17 protein-coding genes and 1 tRNA gene are annotated in these 19,647 nt (G+C 63.9%); 9 read left to right on the top strand and 9 right to left on the bottom strand.

Annotation, left to right across the window (positions count from 1 at the left end):
• Nucleotides 1-65 precede the first annotated feature (65 nt).
• On the top strand, nucleotides 66-683 hold the full coding sequence (locus tag AKJ09_RS15185; RefSeq protein ID WP_146647915.1) for a cysteine hydrolase family protein: 618 nt from the start codon (nucleotides 66-68) through the stop codon (nucleotides 681-683).
• 90 nt (nucleotides 684-773) lie between these two features.
• On the opposite strand, the gene AKJ09_RS15190 is transcribed toward AKJ09_RS15185, so the two are convergent.
• From AKJ09_RS15190 to AKJ09_RS54850, 5 genes are all read right to left on the bottom strand, one after another.
• Nucleotides 774-1,154, bottom strand: a complete 381-nt coding sequence (locus tag AKJ09_RS15190) for a response regulator (protein ID WP_146647916.1) — start codon at nucleotides 1,152-1,154, stop codon at nucleotides 774-776.
• On the bottom strand, nucleotides 1,151-2,959 hold the full coding sequence (locus AKJ09_RS15195) for a PAS domain-containing sensor histidine kinase (RefSeq protein ID WP_146647917.1): 1,809 nt from the start codon (nucleotides 2,957-2,959) through the stop codon (nucleotides 1,151-1,153). The genes AKJ09_RS15190 and AKJ09_RS15195 overlap by 4 nt, the downstream gene beginning before the upstream one ends.
• Before the next feature lie 284 nt (nucleotides 2,960-3,243).
• Nucleotides 3,244-3,948 (bottom strand): phosphatase PAP2 family protein, encoded by a 705-nt coding sequence (locus AKJ09_RS15200; protein WP_169927551.1) that lies wholly within the window; start codon nucleotides 3,946-3,948, stop codon nucleotides 3,244-3,246.
• Nucleotides 3,949-4,106: 158 nt separating this feature from the next.
• Nucleotides 4,107-5,042 (bottom strand): TIM-barrel domain-containing protein, encoded by a 936-nt coding sequence (locus AKJ09_RS15205; protein WP_338035051.1) that lies wholly within the window; start codon nucleotides 5,040-5,042, stop codon nucleotides 4,107-4,109.
• Nucleotides 5,043-5,082: 40 nt separating this feature from the next.
• Entirely contained in the window at nucleotides 5,083-5,970 is an 888-nt protein-coding gene (locus tag AKJ09_RS54850; protein ID WP_146647920.1) for a hypothetical protein, read from the bottom strand.
• A gap of 144 nt (nucleotides 5,971-6,114) precedes the next feature.
• Here AKJ09_RS54850 and AKJ09_RS15215 point away from each other — a divergent pair.
• The 5 genes from AKJ09_RS15215 to AKJ09_RS15235 all read left to right on the top strand — a co-directional run bounded on the left by AKJ09_RS15215 (nucleotide 6,115) and on the right by AKJ09_RS15235 (nucleotide 9,584).
• Nucleotides 6,115-6,202, top strand: a tRNA-Ser gene (locus AKJ09_RS15215).
• A 674-nt stretch (nucleotides 6,203-6,876) separates the two neighbouring features.
• Nucleotides 6,877-7,233 carry a hypothetical protein gene (locus AKJ09_RS15220; protein ID WP_146647921.1) on the top strand — a complete coding sequence of 119 codons (357 nt, stop codon included), beginning with the start codon at nucleotides 6,877-6,879 and terminating at the stop codon, nucleotides 7,231-7,233.
• Nucleotides 7,234-7,597: 364 nt separating this feature from the next.
• Complete coding sequence (locus AKJ09_RS15225; protein WP_169927553.1) at nucleotides 7,598-8,359, top strand: TIGR04255 family protein; 762 nt, start codon at nucleotides 7,598-7,600, stop codon at nucleotides 8,357-8,359.
• A 53-nt stretch (nucleotides 8,360-8,412) separates the two neighbouring features.
• Nucleotides 8,413-8,889 (top strand): HEAT repeat domain-containing protein, encoded by a 477-nt coding sequence (locus AKJ09_RS15230; RefSeq protein ID WP_146647923.1) that lies wholly within the window; start codon nucleotides 8,413-8,415, stop codon nucleotides 8,887-8,889.
• Between the two features lie 239 nt (nucleotides 8,890-9,128).
• Nucleotides 9,129-9,584 (top strand): hypothetical protein, encoded by a 456-nt coding sequence (locus tag AKJ09_RS15235; protein ID WP_146647924.1) that lies wholly within the window; start codon nucleotides 9,129-9,131, stop codon nucleotides 9,582-9,584.
• A 269-nt stretch (nucleotides 9,585-9,853) separates the two neighbouring features.
• On the opposite strand, the gene AKJ09_RS15240 is transcribed toward AKJ09_RS15235, so the two are convergent.
• The 3 genes from AKJ09_RS15240 to AKJ09_RS15250 form a co-directional block, all read right to left on the bottom strand.
• A complete protein-coding gene (locus AKJ09_RS15240) occupies nucleotides 9,854-10,480 on the bottom strand; it encodes a hypothetical protein (protein ID WP_146647925.1) in 627 nt (208 codons plus the stop codon).
• Nucleotides 10,481-11,732: 1,252 nt separating this feature from the next.
• The gene (locus AKJ09_RS15245) at nucleotides 11,733-12,620 is read right to left on the bottom strand and encodes a DUF6602 domain-containing protein (protein ID WP_146647926.1); all 888 of its coding nucleotides are present in this window, start codon (nucleotides 12,618-12,620) and stop codon (nucleotides 11,733-11,735) included.
• 175 nt (nucleotides 12,621-12,795) lie between these two features.
• The gene (locus AKJ09_RS15250; protein WP_146647927.1) at nucleotides 12,796-13,848 is read right to left on the bottom strand and encodes a hypothetical protein; all 1,053 of its coding nucleotides are present in this window, start codon (nucleotides 13,846-13,848) and stop codon (nucleotides 12,796-12,798) included.
• A gap of 1,384 nt (nucleotides 13,849-15,232) precedes the next feature.
• Between AKJ09_RS15250 and AKJ09_RS15255 the strand changes: the two genes are divergently transcribed.
• The gene (locus AKJ09_RS15255; RefSeq protein WP_146647928.1) at nucleotides 15,233-15,808 is read left to right on the top strand and encodes a hypothetical protein; all 576 of its coding nucleotides are present in this window, start codon (nucleotides 15,233-15,235) and stop codon (nucleotides 15,806-15,808) included.
• 47 nt (nucleotides 15,809-15,855) lie between these two features.
• Here AKJ09_RS15255 and AKJ09_RS15260 read toward each other — a convergent pair whose 3' ends face one another.
• Nucleotides 15,856-16,989: a phosphatidylglycerol lysyltransferase domain-containing protein gene (locus AKJ09_RS15260; protein ID WP_146647929.1), complete on the bottom strand. Its 1,134-nt coding sequence runs from the start codon at nucleotides 16,987-16,989 to the stop codon at nucleotides 15,856-15,858.
• Nucleotides 16,990-17,174: 185 nt separating this feature from the next.
• Between AKJ09_RS15260 and AKJ09_RS15265 the strand changes: the two genes are divergently transcribed.
• Together AKJ09_RS15265 and AKJ09_RS15270 are read left to right on the top strand one after the other, a co-directional pair.
• Nucleotides 17,175-18,206, top strand: coding sequence for a sigma-54 interaction domain-containing protein (locus AKJ09_RS15265; protein ID WP_146647930.1), 1,032 nt, complete (start codon nucleotides 17,175-17,177; stop codon nucleotides 18,204-18,206).
• A gap of 168 nt (nucleotides 18,207-18,374) precedes the next feature.
• The gene (locus AKJ09_RS15270; RefSeq protein WP_169927554.1) at nucleotides 18,375-19,619 is read left to right on the top strand and encodes a metallophosphoesterase family protein; all 1,245 of its coding nucleotides are present in this window, start codon (nucleotides 18,375-18,377) and stop codon (nucleotides 19,617-19,619) included.
• Nucleotides 19,620-19,647 lie beyond the last annotated feature (28 nt).

Genomic DNA, 19,647 nt, shown 5'->3' on the forward strand with positions numbered 1-19,647 from the left:
AAACTCGAAGGCTCTTTTTCTCGAGAGGGGCCTTCGACTTTCTCGGTCCAGAAAGGAACCGGAACGTGCCTGACTTTCCCGTGAATCCGAAGAAGCTCGCGCTCGTCAACGTCGACCTGCAGAACGTCTTCGTCGAGAACACGCCACTCGCCTCGCCCGACGGACTCGACGTCGTCGAACGCGTGAATCGTCTCTCGGCCGCTTGCCGCAAGGCAGGGATCCTCGTGGTCCACACGGCGCACGTCACCCGTCCCGACGGTTCGAACGCCGGCGTGATGGGCGAAATCTTCCCGCCCGTGCGTGAAGGCGTCATCGCCGCCGGGTCGTTTCCGGCCACGCTTCACAAGAACCTCGTCATCGAGAAGGACGACATCCGCCTCGACAAGCCGCGATTCGGCGCATTCCACGCCACCGACCTCGAGCTCATTTTGCGCGCGCGCGGCGTGGACGGCATCATCGTGACCGGCATCGCCACCGACGTGTGCGTCGACTTGACGGTCCGCGAGGCGAACGTCCGCGACTTCCGCGTGTTCCTCACGAGTGACGGCACGGGCACAGCCGACCGCAACGGCATTCCGCGCCAGGACATCCAGAAGGCCACGCTCGCGACGCTCGGCTTCAGCTTCGCGCAGGTCGTCAGCGTCGACGAGATGATCGCCAAGATCGAAGGCGCCAAAGCCTGAACGCTCGACGATCGAGAGCGGCGTTTCCCGGCAACCTCGATTCGAAGAGGTTGCCGGACGTACGCCCCCGAGAGCGGCTCGCGATGCGCGTCAGTGCTTGCGCGTCGTGAACGAGCGAACCATGCCGAGGAGCTTGTCGAGGTCGACGGGCTTCACCAGCACGCCGTCGACCCGCGCGGCCGCTGCGAGCTCTCGTGCCCGGTTGTCTCCCGAGAAAATGACGATCGGAATGCCCTGGAGGTTTTCGTCACGGCGCATCGCCGAGACGACCTCGGTGCCGTCCATGCGGGGCATCATGATGTCGAGCAGAACGAGACCGGCGGTGGGATGTTCCCTGAGCTGCTCGAGCGCATCGAGGCCATCGGACGCGCCGAACGTGCGAAGCCCCTCGTCCTCGAGGACGAGCCCAACGAGCGCGCGAATGTCTTCGTCGTCGTCGGCAACGAGAACCCACCCTGGCTCCCGCTTCATGCTCCTCTCGCCAGGGGAAGATCCACTTTGAAAATCGCTCCACCCCCCGGGTGGTTCTCGACGTTGACCGTCCCCCCCAACGTCTCGGCGATCGTTCTCACGATGTAGAGGCCCAGCCCCAGCCCGCCATAGTTCCGGACCGACACTCCGCGCTCGAAGGGCTGGAAGATACGCTCCCGCATCTCGGGCGCGACTCCGATCCCATGGTCCCGCACCGATAGGGAGGCGCGCCCCTCGCTCGAGAGCACCTCGATCTCGATCGGTTTGCCGTTCCCGAACTTGATCGCATTCGACAGCAAGTTGGTCACGACTTGATCCAAGCGGAGACGATCCCATTGTCCTATCACCTTCTCGTCGTCTCGAAGCACGAGGGTCGAACCCGCCCTCGCGAGGTCCGACGCCATGCGTGAGGTCACCTCGCGCACGACTTCGGTGAGATCGACCGTGTGAATCTCGAAGTGGAGTCCTACGGCGCGGATACGTCCGAGATCGAGTAGCTCATCGACGAAGCTTACGAGCCGGCGCTGTTCGCGCTCGATGATTTCGAGGACTTTCGGCACCGATTCGCTGGTGCGAGGAATCCTCTGTAGGTGCTGGACCGCGAGACGGATCGAGGTGATCGGCCCTCGGATCTCGTGAGCGGCGATGGAGAGGAACTCGTCGCGCTGCCTCACGGCATGCTGCGCTTGCGCGAGGAGATGCTCTCGTTCCGTGACGTCACGGAAGCTGAGCACGCGGCCAAGCACTTCTGTTCCGACGCGATGAGGACGGGCACATCGCTCGTACACGCGGCCATCGAGGAAATGGAGGACGTAGTAGTACTCGCCTTCCGGATCGGCGTGGTTCTCGCGGACGAGCGACGTAAAGCTGTCCGGCTCGATGAGCTGGCTCTTCACGAAGCGTATCAGCGCAGCGTTGTCGCTTCGCTCGGCGATGTCCGTTGGGATTCGCCACAATTCGAGGAAGCGTTGGTTGTACGTCACGACGTCGCCACGGCGGTTCACGACGAGAATTCCGTCGGCGGTCGCTTCCAGTGCCGCGCGAAGAAGGGCGGCCGAGCGCTCGGGCCACGAGGATGCGGTTCCGAGATCGGTCACGTCCCAGCACGTGCCCACGACCCGGCTGCTCTGCATCGAGCCATGGATTCGCTGGCCCCGGGCGTGGAGCGTGCGCACGAGTCCGTCGGGACGGCAGATCCGATACTCGAACGTGAACGGGGCACCGCCGCGCTGGGCACGGCGAACCGAAGCCTGCACGTACCCGACGTCGTCGGGATGCACGAAGGCGAGAAGCGAGGCCGGCGGGGCGCCCTCCTCCGTCGGGACGCCGAAGATGCCGTACATCTCGTCGGACCAGGAAAAGCTGTCGTTAGTCTCGTCCCAGGACCAGCTGCCGATACGCGCGAGACTGCGTGCCTCCACCAGCCAAACCTCGTTGGCGAGACGGAGCTCGGTGTCACGGAGCTCGGTCACGTCCATGGCTACACCCACGCAGCCGTTCACCTCGCCGTCGACACCTTGGACCGGGTCGACGAGCAGGTCGTAGCGACGGCCGCGAAAATCGTAGCGGAAGAGCTGCCTTTGGCCCTGGAGCGCGATGCGATGGTGATCGATGACCCCCGACCCGGCCAGCGCACGGACGCCGAAGACCTCGTCGATGGTCTTGCCGACGATGCTCTGCATGCCGAGGTCGGCGAGGCTCCGCCCGAAGGCGAACGTCACACGCAGGTCGCCGTCAGCGGCCCACATCGCGGCGGGCATCTTCTGGAGCAATGGGCGCAAGGTGTCGATGTCACTCGACGTCACGACGGTAGATCTAGCGCTGCACACAAGTGACTTCACAACGAAAGTAAGGCGAACGTTGGAGTCGAGCCTTCGAGACGGCTACTCGCCGGGTGCGCTGGCGGGGGGGCGTGACGGAGGGAAGACGGTTCGGAAGAAGCAAGACGAGCGTACGCGAGGTTCGCGCTCCGAGCATCCTCCCTGGGGAGGATGGTTCGAACACTGGCCAGACACCATCACACAAGGCTGGCCGGCTCACCCATCCGTGGTTGCTCGGTCCCGCCCTCGATCCCGCCCCGATCCCGCGTTCACCAATCGGTGTGGAGGAACGGCATGAGAACGCCCATGGCCCCTCCGGTCAGGGCTCCCGCGGCCACGTCGGTGGGGTAGTGCCAACCGGCAGCCACGGTCAGGATGCCCGTCGTGAGGGCCAACCCTTGTCCGACCCCGAGCACGACCCACCGCCAAGGGCTGTGCGGGTTGCGCTTCCAGAAGGTGATGGCGTAGGAGGTCGCCACCGCAAACGTCGCTGCGGTATGTCCGGACGGAAAGCTTCGCGCCGCGTCCTGGTTGTCGAGGTCGCTCTGGCGGACGTTCGAGGCGTAGACGAGCGGTGCGTTCCGACGCGTCGCGGACTTGACCACCTGGGTCAGGGCCGTCGCGAGCGCCAGCGACTCGCCCATGACCACGACGTCTTCGACGAAACCGTGGAATCGACTGTCGACGGCGTCGAGCACGACCGGCGCCGCGAGCGTGACCCCCAAAAGGACGTTGGCCGCCGTCATCGCTCCGCCCGAGCGCGTTCCCACGAAGTGGTCGTCGATGCCGAGTTGCTTCTGGGGAGGCACGCAAGGGTTCGGACACACCGCCGGCGGATAGCCGATGAGCGCCGTCAAACTTCCCGCCGCGCCGAGCGCGAGGAACGAGAAGTCGTACGCGAGGCGGAGGCGATACGGGCTTCCTCCGTTGTTCGGGGGTGACGGCGCGTCGTCCGCACGTGCATCACGACTCAAGCAAGCGAGAAGAATAGACAGCGCGATTGCGACGAGCGCAGCTCTCGGCGTCTTCGTTCGTCCGTGGCGCATCGACGCCAACGTGCGCACGGCCCACGCTCGAGGCTACGCGTGTGTTTGTCGCGCTCACTGCGGAGATCGATCCACGCGGCCCCGCGTCAGTGAATGCGCACCTGCGAATTTCCCGCGCCGATCTTGATCCAGAGCGTTCCCCGGCGATCGGGCGCCCACGCCCAGCCTTCCGCGACGGCTTCGAGCGAAGTGAGATCCGGTTGCTTCGGAAGCGCGACGGAATCGCGCGTGACCTCACCGGGCTCGGCGGTCGTGACGACCTCGAAGACGAAGCCTTTCTGGAACACGGTGCCGGTCGTCGTCGCCAGCGTGCCGTCGGCGAGGCGCTCGATCTTCGTCCCGTCCCAGAGCGCGAAGCTGCGCGAGGGGCCGGGCACGAGGCGCGTCCAGAGACCCCCTGCGTCTCGAGCGAAGGAGTCGACCGTGGGATCGTCGGCGGGCGAGATCGTGTCGATCGTCGGACGGAGCATCGGAACGATGGCGCCCTCGCGAAGCAGAAGAGGCAGCTTCTCGAGAGGAGCGTCGATGGAGATCTCGGTGCGGCCGTCGGACGTGAACGGGGTGCCGTCCCACCAATCGATCCATATTCCAGCAGGGACGATGCCACGACGGACGCGTTCGCCTCGCGTGACGACGGGCAGAACGAGCAGCTCTTCGCCGAAGAAATAGGCATCCGACGGATGGACGCCGAGCTCGGGATTCGTGAGGCCGAGCGGACGCTGGATGGGGCGCCCGTCTTCGGCGATGCGATTCGCGTACGTCCATTCGTACGGGAAGAGGCGCATGTGCAGGCGCGCGTACGTTCGATAGATGTCGAGCGAGGTCGCGTCGCGTCCATTGTCGGGCGTGAACACCCAGGGCGGCTGTGACGACGAATCGCCGACCTGCATCACCGACGAGAGCGCGGTCTGCTCCGCCCAGCGTACGAAGAGCTCGGCTTCAGGCGGGCTGTGCTGATAGCCGCCCGTATCGGCGCCGAAGAACGGAGAGCCGGAGACACCGAGCGAGAGTCCCATGACCACGCTCGCCGGAAGGCCGCCGACCCCGACGACCTCTTTGCCGTCACTGCTGTTTCGCGGAACGAAGCGCTCGCCGTGCTTCGTGAAGGTGGCGTCGCGGTCCCCCGGCCAGATGACGATCGGCGTCGCGGCATGCTCGCCCCACTTCGCCGCACGGCAGAGGAGGAAAGGCGTCTCGAAGGCCGAGGCGTACACCCGATGGTAGAGATGCGGGCCGCGTACTCGCGACAAAGAGCCCCCAGCCCGAGGTGCCGAGGAGAAGCGGCACGGGGACATGGTTCTCGTTGGTCGCGCTCTCGTACTCGGTATCGACCTCGATCTGCATCGGACGCAGCTTGCCGCGATGGTCGACCGAGTCTTCCCACTCGCCGAGGCCGTAGAAACCTTCGGTGGACGGGCCGTTGGTCTTCGCTCGCACGCGAACGATCCCGACGCCGAGCCCGGGCGCTCCCTCGGGATTGCGACCGGGTTGGACCTCGATCGAAAAGCGTGCACTGTCCATGTTTCGAACGAGCGCACGCGCCGTGAAGCCGCCGTCGTAAGCGAGGTCGATGGCGACGCCGTCACCATCCTTCGTCGCGCGGATCGACGTCGGCGAGCGATACGTCACGAGCTCGCTGGCATGCGCTTCGAGGATGTAGGGATCGAGGTTCACGCTCTCGGCGGACTCCTCGCTGGTCCCGAGCTGGAACGCGTCCGGCCCGAGAACAACCAGCGGCGCGTCGCCCCGCCGAAGCTCGATCGACCTCCCCCCATCGACGACGGCCACCCCATAGGCTCCCGCCCCGAGCAAGGTCGTCGGCATCGGCGCGGAAGGCTCGGTTCCGCCCGAACAGGCCGCCGGTGCCAGGGCCAGGCCAAAAACCAGCGCCCCGAGCACGTTCCGCGACGCCGTTGAGGCCACGATCGCAGGGAAAAATAGCCTTCGCACGCGGCCATCCTAGTCTGCGGTCGAGCTTGCGCACGTCTCGAGCGGGACCATCGAACCAATATCTCGATGGGGATATATTGCCCATCCGAGCCAGGCTGGAGTTGCGAACCGACCGCAGGCGCTGTAGATGGACGGTCCCACTCTGGAGAGGTGACCGAGTGGCCGAAGGTACCCGCTTGCTAAGCGGGCGCAGGTCAAAAGCCTGCCGCGGGTTCGAATCCCGCCCTCTCCGCAAAGAAACCCGCGAAATCGTAGAGGAGCCGATAGGCCCTCACACTTCGCGTCACACAACGCCCTCGCAAAGCGAACTCGACGTAGCGCGAGCGCGTGCCCTCGTCGCTGCCATCGAGGCACTCACGACAGGCTCCACACGCATGCTCGCCAGCGAACTGCGAGGAATGCTCGATGCTGCCCTCGGCGCACGCGCCGAGGTGATCTCGCTGGCCGAGCGACGACGCCACAAGGACGGTCGCTAAGGGGCTGCCGCCTGAAGTCGTGGTCTCCGATGGCCAGGTCGTGTGGGGCTCGTTCATGTGACTTCCGAAGAAGTCGCCCCGAAGGTGCGGAAACGATCCACTCGGATGGTCCGGAATGTTCGGCAGCCTGCATGCCCGGTGGATGCTGAATGGCTTCACTGAGCCAGACTTGCTCATTCGATCATGGGTGGTCCTTTTGTGAGGCGTGAGCCGTGGTCAATACTTGCCCCCTACCGTCAGAGATCGCACGGGGACACAAGCGGTAGTCGGCGGGCGCGCGGGCGTCACCGTGGGCGCCATGGAGTATCTTCGACAGATGCTCACCTCCTGTCCCGACTGCCGGGGGCGTGTCTCGGACAAGGCAGCGGCGTGCCCGCATTGCGGGTGTCCTCTCAGCGATGCGACCACACCGGGGCCGACAACGAACGAAGTGCTTGAGATCGTCGACACGATGGGAAGTCGCTCCGTGTTCTCATCCATGCTGATCGCGGAGTACCTGGCGACGAACTCGCGTGCAGCGAGCAGCGCAATCTCCGAGGCGGTACAGCAACGGCTTGTTGGCAGCGTGGCGAGCGACAGCGAAGCGGGACGGGAGATGGCGCGCGTCTTGGCCACTACGCGGCACGTCGAGATCGCACGCCGCTGGCCAGGCGGACCACAGGCATTCTTCGAGGAAAGGCGAAACGAGTGGCAACGGCTCCTCGTCGCGCTCAAGTCCGGAGCAGACCCGGCAGCGGTGCATGCGACCCTCAACGTCTGGCTGAAGGCTCTTCTGGACCGAGGGTGACGCGTCGGATTCTGCGGCCATATGGCGACGGTCGCTTGTCCTCGCCCGCTCACCGCTCACCGCTCACTGCGGCGACCAGTGCGCCTGCAGAGATCCGTTAGCCACGGGGACCCGGCAGAGAGTTGAGGATAGATACGGCGCTGCGAGAGCATCGAAGGCAGGGAGCTCGTCATCTTCTCGCTGACGCTCGAGGTCTTTCCGGCAGGGGTCACCGATGTCTAAAGTCGTCGATACATATGAGCTTTTTGACATCAGTCACGTACCGACCGGAGCGCAAGTCTAGGCTCGCACCTTGCGTGCCTGGAGTTCGCCAGGGAAGGAACGAACTTCCTCGAGTGTCCATCGCTACGCTAAGGTGAACTCGTTGATCGCGCCGCTTGAGCCCCTCGTTTCCATCAGAACCAACCTTGGCGATCGCGCGCCAATTGTTGAGGCGCTGATCGATGTTCAGGTCGAGCCAGGGCGCGAGATCTCGCTGGACGAGCTACGCGTGCTTGCTCACCCCGAGCGCTTCCCCATCGTCGAGCCGCAGGTTGAGCTCAATGGGGAGCTATCCTTCAGCGAGGCCGGTCCGGCGCTTTCTGCAAGCCAGGCTCACCGGGGCTTCTTCTTGCGGTCGTCATCCCATCCTTTCGTTGTTCAAGTTCGTCCGAACGGGATGACGGTGAGCAGACTCGCGCCGTACTCATCATGGGACGATCTCGCGTCCTTCGCAGCCGAGGAGTGGACCCGCTTCGAACAGCTCGTCGCGCCAAAGGCGGTCTCTCGTCTTGGACTCCGCTACATCAACAAGGTCGTGCTGCCGGCGGGTCATCTCCGCCTCGAGGACTGGTTCAATACGCATTCGCAGATGCCGGAGGTTCTCGGGCAGATGTCTGAGTTCCTGAGCCGAGCCCAAATCCAGCATCCCAAGGATCCTCGCTTGATGGCACTGGTGACCGTTGGGAGCACGCCGAATGCTACGCCGGGACATGCGTTCTTGATGGATATCGACGTGTGGACGCCCGCTCTCGCTCAGTCCTCCGTCAGCATTTGGGAGGTTCTTCCCAATCTGCGCGTCTTTAAGAACGATATATTTTTTGGCTCGATTACGGATCGCACGCTCGAAAGGATTCGAACGTCATGAACTACGCATCCGTTCCCTCAGCCAGCGGAGCGCAGTACGTGGTGCCTTCCCACGTGTCTCCTTCGGCGCGCCGTTACAGCTTCAGGCTTGAGCAGTCGGGAGGCGCAGGTGTCGTCGCCGAACCGGTGGCAAAGGCATGCTCTGCAGAGCATGGTTCACCGAATCTTTGGGAGGACGCGATCGAAGCGCTGATCGGGCTGGTAGACAACGGCAAGTATGTCCCCTCTGATGCGGACATGGCGTTGATGGCGAACAAGGCGAATTCCGAGACAGCGGAGGCGACCGCCGCAATCCGCATTCTTGGTGCCATCGGTGACCGCTTCGATGGGCGTCGTGCTCGAGCGACAGAAATAATCGCCAACCGTCTCACTAGCCGCTGGCCTCAGATTCGCCTTGCAGCAGCGGAGGCGCTCTGGCTAATCACGGACCCCTCCGCGCTTCCAGCAGTTCGGACAGCGGCAGCGTGCGAAGACGTTCCCGTCGTCAAGAAGACTCTCGATCACGTGAGCAAGATCCTCGGCGGCGCGTGAACTCGTCGCCGTTGCGTCCGTTCGTACGGGTACTGGACCCTTTCGATCCGTGGCGCCCAGATAGCCCAACGAGGGACGGTCGGGCGACGAACTTCATTGGCAAGAGCGGCACCGACACGTCAGTGGCGGAAGTTCGGGAGCAGTGTTCGCCACGGCTCGTGACCGCTGCCTTCTATGGGGCGCGTTCCGGGGTTGGTCCTCTCGTCCCGTGTGTCTTTTCGTTCGAGCACTCGGAGCTCGTGGCGCTTGGCGCGGAAGCAGTGCCATGTCCGGCCGAGCCTCCGTGGCCGCCGGAGTACTCTGACGCGCATCACGAACTGAAGGGCGAGCTGCAAAGGGTTGCGGCGCGCATGGTGGAACTTCACGACGCGGAACCGACACGTATCGAAGAGATCGATAGGAAGGCTTGGCTGATGCAGATGGCCGGACTCCTCGCCCGCGAAGATGTGGAGAAGGAAAGGTTCCGGCCGAATGCATCGAAGCGTCTTCGGAAGCTCCTGGCGGCGAAGTCCCGTGACGAGAGACTTCTCTGGGCGGAGATCGCGGTGACGCACAACGTCCTTCTCCAGGATGTGGAGGCGAAGAAGGTCTTACGCCAACTCTATAACCAGGAGCGCGTCGAATGGGATGCCATCGCGAACATCGTGCCGGATATCAAGAATCCTGATCTCGAGTGCGGTCCACCCAAGCGATAATTGAGGCTGCCATAGCTCGACTTGCCCGAGAGCCTTCCCCGGTCGCCTTCTCGATACGCGTAACGGTACCCACCGTCGCGTCCGCGGAACAGCAAGCGTCGACGAGCTGAGACGGCGTCCACGACGTCGACCCTGCGCTTTCCGCGCCGTCAGGTCGAGATGCTCACGCACGGGATACCGTTGCCCGCGTCAGACGCGCTCCCAACACAGCACCGGCCCCGCCTCTCGCTGTTGTGCGACGCCGCGTCGAACACGGGAACGTGAGTTCTTCATATGGCCGCGAAGAGGTCGATCAACGGCAGGATTCCCATGACTCTGAGGCCGCGAGCATCGAGAGCCTTTCGAAACGCGTCGGCCTGGTCGAAGTCCGGCACAAGCACGATGCAGCGAGCAGGGTCGAAGACGAGGTCGGAGCCGAGCCGCCACTCCCGTTCGTGCACCCAATTCGCACGTCGTCCCAGGCGAAGCGCGTAGGGCTGAAGCTCCACGGGCAACGACTCCCATTCCTGGCGCGTGACATGGACAGCGGGTCTCGCGCCGTGCTCGCGCAAGTAGTCCTTGGAAAACATCACGCCGTACGGCGCCCACTGCTTCGACCGGCCCTTCTTCCGTACGCGCGCCTCATTGCCGAGTATGGTGTCCTTGAGCGCAGTAAGCGGCTTCTCGGTGAAGCACACGGCGGGTGCCTTCATGCCCAGGGCGGCCCGAGCCTTGAGCCGCCGCGACGATAGGATCGCCCACAACATCTCGGGGGCCGACAGCGTAGTGAACTCCTCGCGCTCAGCAATCGTGTCGAATGCGACAGCAACACGGTCACCTCGCGTGAGGTGGACCAAATAGGGCGACGTATCTGATCGCCACCACTCGATCTTCTCGACCAGCGAACGCGCGGGCAATCGTGTGATCTCGGCAGGGGATCGGGGAGCCTGTCGACGAGCTTTACTGAAGTTCCGGTCCGAACTTCCGCCCACCAGTTCTCAAGTTCAGCCCCGCATCCGTGACACGCCAAGTCGGGCCACTCGATGGCGTCGAAATCGTAACCCTCGACGAGTCGGAGGAGTACGGCGCCGAAAGTCGTATCGTCCGGGACGCGGTCAGGGAGCGTGTCACCAAGGTTCGTGTTGGTGATGCCGATCCCCTCGTGCTCGCAGACACCGATGTCTAGGCGAAGTTCATCGACGACCTCTGGTGGGAGGCGGATGAGGACAACGTCGTGTGCTGCGAATTCGTCGCACCGAAAGCAGCGCTCGCCCTGTGCGGCACACGGTTCGAGGGTGACGAGAAGCCCAGGAAGTTCGGCGGAACACGCTGCGCAGATCGGGACCGACATTGCGATGGTCGAGTGTACCGTATGCTCCGGCGGCCGAGTGATCTGGACGCGTGGGGCACCTCTGACGGGGTGACCGACGCAGATCGCGGCGTTCAGCTCATCGGCGATGCACGCGAAGCTCGACCAGCACGGCCATAGATGACGAGCACCAGCTACGGAAGTCCGCCCATCGTGAACGCCGACATCGGCCGAGCGTGAACGGCCGATCGCCATCGTGAGCACTTGGATCGGTCGTCGTGAACGGTCGGGTCGCCATCGTGAATACGAGCTCCTGAGGCGGGTGGTCGGCTCTGCGACTCAACGGCTTCGAGGAGGTTGCCGGCTAGCGACGGAGCGACTGCCGATGAGGACGATTCGAGAGGTTCTCCGGCTGCGATGGCAGCTCGGACTTACTGTTCGCAGGCAGCCGCCAGCCTCGGCGTCAGTGTCGGGCGGTTCGAAGGTCGCTTCTCGGGCGAAGACGGCGGGCCTCACGTGGGACGCGGCCGCGTCGATGGATGATGCCGGCTCGGAGGCGCGGCTCTCGGTTGAGAATGCCGCCGGGCGACTGCGGCCCGACCTACATCCACACCGAACTTCGGAGGCGCAGGGCCTTCGATACACCGCGTTCTGCGACGTGTATCGCACGTGGCTCGCGAAGTTCCTGCGACCATACGGGATGCACACAAGGCCGGTGAAAAGAGCTTCGTCGACTTTCGGGAAAGCTGCCGTCGTACGTTGACCCGGCGACGGGAGATATCGTCGCTAAAGCAGCCCCTGTTTTCGAGCGGTCACCTGGGCTTAGGCCGAGGACAGGCCTTGGGCTCAGGCGGCGAGACCTACGCGGGTGTATTGTGCTTCGCGTCGTCGTAGTCACGGCGAGGCGCAGCGCGATAGGCCGCCGTGTCGAACGCGAACTCAAGCCCCTCGCGGACGTAGGATTCGATCCCGAGGTAAAGTGAATCAAGAAAGCCCTTCAGCGCCTGTCGCTCCTCGAAAACCGAGCAGAACGCGCCCTTCTTCTCCCATGTGTCATCGCCGCGCATCAGGCAGCCGGTATCCAAGCAGCAAACAAGCTCAATGGCTCTCGCTGCCTTCAGCCACGTCCTGAGCGTCCCCAAATCCCGCGGACCAAAGTAGCCGAAGACCGCCATCGTCACACGGTCGCGGCGGTCGCGGAGGGGTACGAGCTGCGCATCTGTCAACCAAGGCACGGCCGCATAACTCTCGTCCTCGTTGCGCTCTTTGACGCACAGGGAGAGCTGCCGGTCGAGTAGCTCGACCGCAGCCGCATCGGCTTCAAAGAACTCCTCTTTCGTGAGCGTAAGTTTCACCTCAACGGTCGCGACGACGGTCTCAATTGGGACGAGGCGCATCCCGCTCGGCAGCGTGTAGCGTCGCGCTTCCAACGAGTTCAGGTGAATAATCCCGTCTTGTTGCCGGGCAACCGGCGCCCCCGCGGGCTCGACGCTGTCGATGATCTCGCCAGATGAGATCGTGTATTCGGGTTCAAGCCAGGCGCGCAGCCAGCGTCTGATGGCATCTTCAGCCTCGGCGCCCTTGTTGGTGTTGTGTTCGAAGAGCCTCGCGCGACGCGCAGATGCAAGGAGGGCTTTAGATTCTACCTCCATGAAGAGGTCCCGGCGCGTGGAGCCAGCGTCCGTCGGCTTTCGTAGCCTCCTCTTCTGCGGTTCCGTCGACGGCTTGCGAGGCTTCTTTGTGACCATGTTCCACCGATCGTGACACGTGCGCGCTCACGTCAAGCTTTGACTAGCGCGCATCGTCTGGTCGTGCACGCGCAGACGTAGTGAACGCGTTCCTCACGGCGCTCGGAGCGAAAGAGCGCCCCCAAGCATTGGACAGGATGTGAGGCTCGAGGCCTTTAGGGCCGGCACGACGATGCTAACGCCACGGCGATGCTCCCTCGGGAAGCCACAAGCGAACGCGACCACCTAGAAAGGCGGCGGCCAGCGCACGCTTCTCCGTTGCCCGGGAACAACCTTGCGGGTCGGCGACGTCGTAAACCGGCAACGTGTCACACACTAGGAGGAATGCGGTTGCCAGGGCGTTTAGCGCTTCCCGTAGCCCTTCAGTACCCAACGCAGCAGGCCCCCTGAGGCCAGCCGCCAACTCGTTCGTGAGATGTCCGATCCGTTGGTGACCAGCAGCGATCTTCGCCGCATGTCGCACATCGCTCGCCATCTCCATGAGGAGTTCAAATCGCTGTCCGTCGCTCAGCTCTTGCGGCGATCGAGGGGGCGGTTCTCCCTTATACATTCCGACCATACCGCTCCGACGACGAGCGCCGTGGCCAAGCTCGCCATCAAAGTCTCGGAGCGGCCCATTCACCATGCCACCGCCGGAACTCGGCCGGAGCCCGAGACGGTCAACCCAATCGCGCTTTCCGCGCAACGTCAGACCTTCGGGCCGTGCACGCTGGGTCGCCCAAAGAATGAAGTCGCATACCTGGATTCCTGGTTCGTCGGCGCCGGCAGGTGCCGCCGTGATCAGCGGGTACCGACCAGGGAGCGTGAGGAAGCTCTCCCGAATCGTCGACCCAAATTGCACCTCGCGGCAGTAGGCGGGCCATCTAGCGATCTCGTGGTCTTCGAAGCTACCGAGCCGACGCGCAACGACCACATGGATAACGTCGTAGTCATCCTGGAGGATCGCTTCGATGCTCAACATCGCGGCCAGCCGATGAAGCCTGTGTCCGGAATGGGTTTCGCTCTGTTTCTGGTCAAAGTGCCACCGCTTGCTCGAAAACGTCGCCGCGAATCCTTCTCGGACAATCGAGCGACAGATCGCTGAATGCGCGTTCTTTGAATCGAGCGACGCGTGGAAGTAGCCACGTTCGAGCGTCTTCCGGTCGATCTCGTTCGACTCCGGATCGGCCGCGAGGGCTTCGAGCGCGCGCTCGACCACCACCGAGGGGATCGGGGCAGGAACGATCAAGGCCCCGAGCGAGAACGGCTCGCGGCCCGCTGCGTGTGGTGACTGTGATTCATCGATGTAAACCCACGCATCTGCCACATCGATGTCTGTAGCCTTTGGAGGGGGCTCCGGGCAACGGATCTCGGCCGCACAAGCGGTACGCGTCTCGTACGTGGCGCTGCAGTTCTCACACGCGCAAACGATCTCAACGTCTGCTTCCCATCATTCCCTACCCAACGTTCCTCAACTCGAGTTGAGGACTTTGATGCCTGCCGAGATGCAGCTTGCTCACACGCGTAGTTGCGCGCCATTGGGTTCCGCGCAATCAGCATGCACCGACACCGATTGGAGGTGCGACCAGTCGCATGCGCACCGGCCAGTTCGGCAGGTCTCCGTTCGAAGTGTCGCGAGGATCGTCGCGAGCCTTACAGCGCTCGGTCAACTGCGCCGCAAGCTCAGGTCGCTCTGATTCCCGCGCTTTCGGACGCCCGACGAATCTTCCTGCCTTCAGCCCAGAACCGTAGCGTGCCCGGTCAGCGAACCTCGCCCACGCCGAACTGTCTGCACTTCCGCGTCTTAGGATCGAAGAGCACTTCAAAACTGTGGGAAGAAGACGCGTGCTCAACGTCCACCCCTATCGAAACCGCGGAAGCGCGCGGGAGCACGAGTGTCCGCTTTGCCATCGCCCGCTTGAGGGCCTTCGCTCTGGCACCTGCGCGACGTGTGATCTGTGGTGGATGTTCGACCCCACGGACCAGGAGAGGGCACGACGAGACCTCGTGTCGGACGAGCCACGGCCACCACTTCGACTCCTTCTACGAGATTCAGGCGGATTCGGGTGGTTCGTCGTCCTGCTCTTCTTCGTGAGCCTTGGCTACGGCGGATCTTGGGTCATCTGGTGTCTCCGCCATGAGGCGTCAGGGTTTCTCGGATGGGCCGCGCTGCTGGTTAGTCTTCCCCTAGGCCTTTTTGTCGGAACGAACTGCCTCGCCGCTCTCCTACAGCACGTATGCCATCAGTTCTCGCCGTCGCGGCTCGAAGCCGATGACTCCAGCCTTCGCGTAAGAATCTGGAAGGTGGGAGGTGGGCTCGTGTCCGGTTTTCGTCGTACGGACGCGACAGTGCCTCGTGACGATGTCGTGGGGGTCGCGTTCTACACGGGTCAGGGCGGGACCTCGCACCTCTTCATCACACATGCTTCCGGCCTCGCCTTCGCAACAGGCTGGAGTGGCACCCGAGAGGAGGCCACGCGGTTGGCCCAACCGATTCTGCGATGGGCCTCACTTGGCGCATCGACTTCGTAGATGCTCCTCCCAGGCCAATGAATGTTGGAGAGGTTCCTCGGAACAATCGGACCGCCGGGGCCGTTCTCGCGTCGGAGTGCTTGCTACGGTAGGGCGTAAATATGAGTTCTTCGTCACCTGTTGATCTGGACCCGAAGGCTCTCGCCGAACGCTTCGAGGCGGAGGGATTCTGCGAGGTCGATACGCGCGAACTTCGTGATGCTCTCGACGAGCTTGGCAAGAAGTGCCGCGCCCTCCGGTCCCAATCGAACAACTACCCGGCGAACTCGATCGATGCCGATGTGTGGCTTCACGGAGCTGCACTTGTCTGGGCATCGAGAGCCATTGCGGCGCGCTTGAACGATGCCGGGCTGACGGAGCTCGAGGTCATCGCTCGCCACTGTGCCGCGTCCGCCGTCTGCTCGGTCATGTCTCACTACGACCATGAGGTCGCGCCGACGATGGTCGATCTTGGACTCTGTCTCGAGCGATCGGGTGACGAAGAGCGCGCCCAATCGGTGCTTCGCGCTGTCGCGTCCGATTATTCACGCGTTTTGGAGGAGCTATCGGGCGAGCCCCCGAGCGACGAGGAGTTGGCCACACTGAATGCCCTTTCGACGGCTCTCGAGCGATTGAAGGACAGGACCGCGGAGGACGACGCGATCCTGGCGCGGACACGAACCGTTCTGGCGACTTGAGTCGTCGGCGCAGTGTATCCGTGAGCGACGAGAGTCGAACCCCTCGCCTACGCCGGTTCGGTAACGCCCTGGCCCGCCGGCTTCGTTCGTTTGGCTTGGTTGGCTCGTGGAGCCAATGACGTCACCAGATCCCAAATCGCAAGGAGCGACACCGAGCGCGGATAGTGGAGTGCGTAGACCGGCTCCACCCGGGAGGCGGTGAATTTCGCGCGAAACTGCTGCAGGCCCTCGAACCGATACACGAATCGCCGGATGCACTGCTGCGCGAGTCGTCCCGTGAAACCGATGCTCTCTGCATGGCTCGGTCCAAAGAAGGGAACGATGCCCATCGTCGCCGAGCTGACGCCGTCGCGGCGCAGTCCTTCGAAAGCCGCAACCGCGGCCATTTCCATCGCGCCCCGCGGAGCCTCGGGCCGACGCAGAAAGTCCTGGAGGTAGGCGGCCCGGCGGCTCACGGGCGAGCAAACGACAAGCGTTTGCAAGGAGGCATCCTGATCGGGGCCATGAGTCTCCACGCCGAAGTAGCGCCGGAGCTCTGCGTATTCGAGAGGGGCGGTGCGGAGGAAGGAGTCCGTTTGGAGAGCCTTGCGCGGCGCCTTCCAGGCGGCTTCCACCGCGGCAATGGCCTGTGCGTCCGCAGGGGACGAGAGCGGAAACAGCTCTCGGGCGTGACAGTGCATCGTTCGTGCGTGGTTGATGGCAAGTCGAAGCTTCGCTCCCTGCTTCCCGCGCAGGTGGAACGACGGAAGCGCGAGCTCCTGCTCTGCTCCCATCCACACCGCGCCGTAGCCAAGGTCTTCCACCTGTGCGGCGAGGCGCGAGCTGGCCCCCAGCACGCATACGTGTTTGCCCCTAGCTTTCGCGTGTTCGAGGAGATTACGGAGCAGCAAGAATTGGCAATCACGCGGTCCGACGGGATCGCGCCATGCCAAGAGCGAAAATCGCCGCTCGAGAAAGGGAACGAATGATTTGCGCCCGGGCCCCCAGAGCACGTGCCAGGGATCACGGGAGAACACCTGCCCCTGGCCCCCCAGGGCACCGTGTTCCGCGAGGCAATCCAGGATGCGCGAACGCGCCGATGCGCTTGACGCAACGCGTTCCACGTCCAAGTCGCGGGCGCGTCCGACACCGTCGTGTGGGACGAACGACGCCGTCGCGATACCGACCGATCTCTCGTGCATGCGTCGGCTCTTCTCCGCTGCCGCAGCATTCGTTCAAAAGCAGATGCGAGACGTCTCGTTCGCGAGCCAATTCCGTGTCGGAAGGTTCAGCGTGACCGGCGAAGGCGACGCCTCCCTCGAAGGATGGGTCGGGGCGCGTCACATTTTGGTGATCAAACGTCTGGTTGCGCAACATCTCCTCGTGCATGGACGAACGCGCTCGGCGCCGATCCTCTCCGCGCGCACCCAAGCCACGCTCTCCCCTCGAGACGCGAGTGCCCTTCGGAGACCTCCTCGGCGAGAGTCCGACGATGCACCGCCTGCGCGCGATGCTCGCGCGGGTCGCGGCCACGGACAGCACCGTCCTCGTCGTCGGCGAGAGCGGCACGGGCAAAGAGCTTGTCGCGCGTGCGCTTCACGAGGAAGGAACGCGCCGATCGGGGCCGTTCGTCGCGATCAATTGCGCGGCAGTGCCGGAGGGGCTCCTCGAGAGCGAGCTCTTCGGGCACGCGAAAGGAGCGTTCACCGACGCGAAGACGGCGCGGGCGGGGCTCTTCGTCCAGGCCAGCGGCGGCACACTGTTTCTCGACGAAGTCGGGGAGCTGCCGCTCGCATTCCAGGCCAAGCTCCTCCGTGCGCTGCAAGAGCGGACCGTCCGGCCCGTTGGGGAGCGCAAGGAAATCCCTTTCGACGTCCGGCTGGTGGCTGCGACGAACCGCAATCTGCAGGCGGACGTGGCCGAGGGTCGATTCCGCGAGGACCTGTATTTTCGAATCAACGTCGTCGAGGTTCCGCTCCCTCCGTTGCGGGAGAGAGACCACGACGTCCTGGTGCTCGCCACGCACTTCCTCGGGACCTTCGCCGCGAAAGTGAGCAAGCCGCTCCGCGGACTCACGCCCGAAGCCGCCGAGTGGCTCTCGGCTTACGCATGGCCCGGCAACGTTCGAGAGCTGCGTAACACGATCGAGCGCGCCGTCGCTCTCGCAGCCCTCGAGCAGCTTACGACAGAGGACCTCCCCGCCAAGCTTGCGCGCAAAGTCGCCGCCCCGTTGCCGATGGGAGGCCTTACCGAGCTCGTGACGCTCGATGAGATGATGGAGCGGTACATCCTTCACGTGCTCCACGCGAGCGGCGGCAGCAGGAACGTCGCGGCCAAGATCCTCGGCGTCGACCGGACGACGCTCTGGCGAAAGTTGGAGCGGCTTCGCCGTCTGCGTTCGAAAGGCGGTGCGCGTTGAATCGCGTTGCAGTCCCGCAACACGCTGCGCTTTGCAACGCAACGCGCAGGGGCGTTCCTATGGATCTCGCGCGCACCTGGATCTTCGGAGTCGATGGAAGCGACTTCGTTTTTCGATCGCGCGTCAATCGCAGTTCGTGCGGCACGTCACATGCGTAGGAGTCGTCTTATGTGGACACGACCGGGCAAGCTTACCGTCACGTTTCTCGCTGCGGCCGCGGCAGGCGGATGGCTCTCCTCCGTGGGTTGCGGTGGCGTGGACAACGCGAGCACCGATTCGGAAGAAGCCGCTCAGACTGCGAAGAAGCCGAAGTTTCCTGTCGACGCGCCCTGCACCCTTTGCGTCGCTGATGGCGATTGCGCCTCCGGCGTTTGCGCGCAGTTCCAAGGCGACACCTTCTGCGCCGCAAAGTGCACGAGCTCGTCCAACTGCAAAGCAGACGAGACCTGTTCGAGCGCGACGAGCACGCACGGCAAGGCAGAGAAAGTCTGCGTGCCAAGTACGGACGTCTGCGGCACTTCTCCAACCCCACCGTCCGGGGGCACGGGGCCTGTCGGTGACTTCGGATCGATAACCGGGCACGTTGACCAAGGCGGCGGAAGCCTCTCGCGTCTGCAGTTCGCCGTCGTAGGGGATACGCGGCCGCCGACCATCAACGATACGAGAGGATATCCATCGGCGACGATCCGACAGATCTATACCGATATCACCGCGATGAACGTCCCGTTCGTCGTCACCAGCGGTGACTACATTTTCTCGACGGGCAACGGCACGCAGGCCACGCCCCAATTCGACCTCTATATCGCCGCACGAAACTTGTATCCGGGTCCCGTATTCCCCGCGCTCGGCAATCATGAATGCGATGGGAACGTCACCTCCAACTGCGGTGCTGGGGCGAAGACGGGAGTGACGGCGAATTACACCGCATTCCTATCGAAGATGCTCGCTCCCATCGGGCAAACGAATCCCTACTATTCGATCGACGTCAATGCTCAGGATGCATCGTGGACGGCGAAGTTCGTCTTCGTCGCCGCGAATGCCTGGAGCCCCGCGCAGGATGCGTGGCTGAGAAAGGTGCTTGCCAAGCCGACGACCTACACGTTCATCGTCCGGCACGAGCCTTCGCAAGCGGCCACCGCGCCGGGCGTCAAGCCCTCGGAGCAGATCATGGCGCAGTACCCCTACACGCTCGCGATCGTCGGGCACACGCACACGTACGGGAAGACCGGACCGCGGCAGGTGACGATCGGAAACGGCGGCGCTCCGCTCGTCAGCGGGAGCAACTTCGGATTCGGCCTCGTCAACCAGCGCCCCGACAAGGCGATCGAGGTCGACGTCATCGACCTCGCCAGCGGCAAAGCGGATACCGCCTTTCGCTTCGCGCTCAACCCCGACGGAAGCCCGGCTCCGTGACCCGCCGCGCGCGCACGCTCTCGGCTCG

The organism is Labilithrix luteola (assembly GCF_001263205.1).
Classification (GTDB): Bacteria; Myxococcota_A; Polyangia; order Polyangiales; family Polyangiaceae; genus Labilithrix; species Labilithrix luteola.

Coding starts and splice junctions, on each gene's coding strand:
- AKJ09_RS15270 (WP_169927554.1), top strand. CDS start 18,375: ATGTGGACACGACCGGGCAAGCTTACCGTCACGTTTCTCGCTGCGGCC.
- AKJ09_RS15190 (WP_146647916.1), bottom strand. CDS start 1,154: ATGAAGCGGGAGCCAGGGTGGGTTCTCGTTGCCGACGACGACGAAGAC.
- AKJ09_RS15265 (WP_146647930.1), top strand. CDS start 17,175: ATGGACGAACGCGCTCGGCGCCGATCCTCTCCGCGCGCACCCAAGCCA.
- AKJ09_RS15260 (WP_146647929.1), bottom strand. CDS start 16,989: ATGCACGAGAGATCGGTCGGTATCGCGACGGCGTCGTTCGTCCCACAC.
- AKJ09_RS15245 (WP_146647926.1), bottom strand. CDS start 12,620: ATGGTCACAAAGAAGCCTCGCAAGCCGTCGACGGAACCGCAGAAGAGG.
- AKJ09_RS15255 (WP_146647928.1), top strand. CDS start 15,233: ATGAGTTCTTCGTCACCTGTTGATCTGGACCCGAAGGCTCTCGCCGAA.